The 3,874-nt window shown below is 54.1% G+C and carries 2 protein-coding genes; both read left to right on the top strand.

Annotated elements, in window-relative coordinates; genetic code table 11:
- Nucleotides 1-758 precede the first annotated feature (758 nt).
- Nucleotides 759-2,588, top strand: a complete 1,830-nt coding sequence (locus N5096_RS13805; RefSeq protein WP_267665398.1) for an acyl-CoA dehydrogenase family protein — start codon at nucleotides 759-761, stop codon at nucleotides 2,586-2,588.
- 2 nt (nucleotides 2,589-2,590) lie between these two features.
- Nucleotides 2,591-3,823: an AMP-binding protein gene (locus N5096_RS13800; protein ID WP_267665397.1), complete on the top strand. Its 1,233-nt coding sequence runs from the start codon at nucleotides 2,591-2,593 to the stop codon at nucleotides 3,821-3,823.
- The last annotated feature ends 51 nt before the right edge of the window (nucleotides 3,824-3,874 follow it).

Genomic DNA, 3,874 nt, shown 5'->3' with positions numbered 1-3,874 from the left:
GACTAATTCTACTGCTAGTGACTGCTGTTCGATAGGTCTGAGTTAATCTCGAAGTCGTGCAACAGGCTATTAGAGGATGAGGCCGACGATTTTGAGTGCCTATGCCAGAGTTCGACCGCCTCAGCTAGGTGGGCCTTCACATAAGTGCGTACAGCTTCCGCCAGCATGCCTCCTTGAAATGGAGCTTCTCCTTCGCCGACCGGACCTGGTCGTTGACCGTCTGCGGGCTTGCCTTTCGATCATCAGCCCACGAAGACTGCCGAGTCGAGTAGAGCGCCTGTGTCATCCAGTAGTCCAAGGTCTCAGCGAGTGACTAGAGTTCGTTCGCCAGCACGGCGAGTTCGACCGTCGTAATCTGCCGACCGATGTCGACCGCAGTCAGCTTCTCTTGATAGTCGTTGATCGCTCGTCAGCCGTCTTCGATCTTGAACTCCAAATTAATGACGCACTTCCCATCCGCCCCGTAGACGAATCCCACATCCACAAACCGTTCTCCGCCGATCCGGCGACGGGTGTGGATAGCGAAGTGAGGAACCGAGTTGTCTCGTACCTCCTCTACAATGGGTCGTCGTCGAACTTAGCCGCTGGGTTACACACGGACACTTTCACTCAACTCCGATGTGATCGGCTGCGAATACATCTCCCACGAAAACTTTGATTATCAACTGTGGCCCGTTCTCCTCAGATAATAAACAATATACAACCAATAGTACATTCACTAATATTCATTATTAATTGGTTTGTATACTCAGTAAACTATGGTAGAACCACCCATAGAGTACGAGCAGTTTGAGGAGGGACGCCATGTCAATTACTGGGATCTCAACCCCGTTCTACAGGAAGAAGCGAGGCGACTCTATCCAGATGACGAATTCGGGTGGGCGGAGGAGAAACTCCAAGAATTCGGCCATATTGTCGGTCACACTATCGCAGACAACGCAGACCGAATCGACAGACACGGGCCGACACTCCAATCACACGACAAGTATGGGAAGTTGCTAAACCAAGTTGAGTACCACCCCGATCAGCTTGAGAACGAACGACTCATCTATGAACATGGAATCGTCGCTGATGCATTCAAGCCACCGGAAGGACGAGATGAACCAGTTGGGTTACTCCACACCTTGACTGAGCAACTACTTCTTTCGTATGCCGACACGGGACTTGTCTGCGCGCAGTCCATGACGGCAGGAGTCGCGCTGACATTGCGAAATCACGACCATACGGAAGACTACACCGAGTATCTGGACCAGCTTGCGTCCACCGACTATGAGACCGTCATCGAAGGTGCGATGTTCCTCACCGAGGAGCAAGGCGGAAGTGATGTCGGGGCGGCCGAAACAGATGCTGAGCCTGTGGTGGCGCCGCACCAGGCAACTGAATCATCAGCTGCTCAAGCCAAAGCCACTCAAGACGGTGGTGAGTTACAGACGCGAGAGTACAAATTGACCGGAGAGAAATGGTTCTGTTCGAACATCGACGCTCAGGGGACTTTGGCCCTTGCTCGACGTCCCGACGCGCCCGATGGTACAAGGGGGCTTTCGCTATTTCTTGTTCCACACGAATTGCCGTCAGGAGAGTTGAACGAACAGCGATATCGGCGGCTCAAAGACAAACTCGGCACAGAGAGCGTCCCTACTGGTGAAGTCGAATTCGACGGTACCACTGGTTATCTCGTTGGTGAGCCCGAGCGCGGGTTCAAGTACATGACGACGATGGTGAACTGGGAGCGAGTGACTAATTCTGTGGGTGCTGTCGGCATCATCGGACGATTGTTGCTTGAGAGCAAGGTCAAAGCAGCGAATCGGGATGCGTTTGGACAGGCGATTCAAGACTTCCCGCTTATGCAGCGCGACTTGGTGGAGATGGCTGTTGACCACGAGGCTACGTTGACTTTCGCAATGGAAGCTGCCCGATGGTTGGACAGATACGAGCGTGATCACGGTGATGACGACGCATTCCAGTTGATGCGACTGCTGGTTCCGGTCTCCAAGCACGTCACGACGCGGAAAGCCGTCGAAACTGCGTCATATGCCATGGAAATCCAGGGTGGAAACGGATATGTCGATGATTTCGTCACCCACCGCCTGTACCGCGATGCACAGGTCCTACCAATCTGGGAGGGGACGGCGAACATCCTCTCACTTGATGTGCTGCGAGCCATGGAGAAAGAGGCCGCACACGGGGCATTGCTACCGCTCGTCTCGGGATATCTAGACAACGTCGAGCATCCGTATCTCCAACCGCTCGCAGAAACGGTACAAGCGGAGTTTGAACAATTACAAGAAGCGCTGCTCGGACTGGCCACGACAGACGACGAGTCCGCACAATATGCCGCAAAGGACGTCACTGAGTACATCTATGACGTCGTCACGGCCAGTATTCTCCTAAGTCGGGCACAAGAACACTTGGACGACGGTGACGCTCGCAAAGCAATCGTTGCGAACCTATTTGTCGAGCGCGAGTTGGCGTCCGATTCGCCTGGCGTGCAGACTGATGCGACTCCCGCGATGGAGTACTTCGACGCAATTGTCCAGTACGACAGTCTCGACGATACGAAACTTCCAGAACAACCAGTTACAACCTAACAATGCACACCATACCCTCAGTCCTCGACAGAGCGCGCACGCTGTTCCACAACAGTACCGTCTCCGACGGGGCCAGTGAAACGACGTACGAACAGGCATACGAGAATGCCCAGAGACTAGCAGGTGGGCTTGCGGATCGCGGGGTAGATGCTGGGACTGTCGTCGCAGTCGCTGACTGGAATACGCCCAAATTTTTCGAATTGCTGTACGCTATCACTGGAATGGAAGCGATCATCTACCCGGTGAATCTGAATCTCCCACCCGAGCAAATCGGATACACGCTGGAGAAATCAGATTCGACCCATCTGATCTACTCTGATGACTTCGAAGCACTCGCCCAGCAATTCCCAGGCGAAACGCTACATACTGATGACCTCGAAGAAAGTGACCCAGTTACTCTCGACGTTGAGGAAGATACCCCAGCAGTTATGCTGTTCACCTCAGGCACGACTGGTAAACCCAAGCCGGTCAGATACACCCACGAGCAATTCATCCACGGTGGCGTGAGTATCGCACACCAACTGACCGAATACGACACACCAGCCTCGCTGTCAGGAGAGGACACCCTGTTACCCAGTATCCCGATGTTCCACCTACTGGCTTGGGGATCCCCGGTCATCGCGCCGTATCTTGGCGCAGACCTACTGATGACAGGCCAATACGACCCGGAAACAGTCGGGTCGCTGGTTGAAGACGGCGAGGCAACTTGGACGAACATGGTCCCGACGATGGCACGCCAGTTGCTGGAAACAGATCACTCTCTTGACGGCCTCAAGGTGTTGACCGGTGGTAGCACGATCCAGCGTGATCTGGTCTCCCAGTTCCGCGAGCACGATATCGAATTCTCGACGATCTATGGCGGGACAGACATGCTCGCCGCCTCGATATCGATTTGGAGTGACGAGGCTCGGGACGAGGGAGGGTATGAGTATCTGCGCCGGGTGACTCACCCAGTACCATTCGGCGAATTCCAACTCGTACACCGAGAGGGTATGGAAGATGATATGGGTGAAATTCAATTTCGGGCACCGTGGCTCCCCGACGGCTATTACAAACTGCCAGAGAAGACTGCAGACGCCTTCGTCGACGGTTGGTTCAACACGGGAGACATCGGGCGACGGATGCCAGATGGTGGAATTCGGATTCTCGACCGCGTCGATGACACGATAAAGAGTGGCGGAGAGTGGATTCCATCAAGCATTCTCGAATCGATTATCGGTACGTGTTTACCCTGAGAAGGATTTCGGGACTCTCTCGTAGGTTGCCCCTGACCTAACAGTAGAGCA

The organism is Halorubrum yunnanense (assembly GCF_026586675.1).
Taxonomy (GTDB): domain Archaea; phylum Halobacteriota; class Halobacteria; order Halobacteriales; family Haloferacaceae; genus Halorubrum; species Halorubrum yunnanense.
This window is presented reverse-complemented; position numbering and strand designations above follow the sequence as displayed.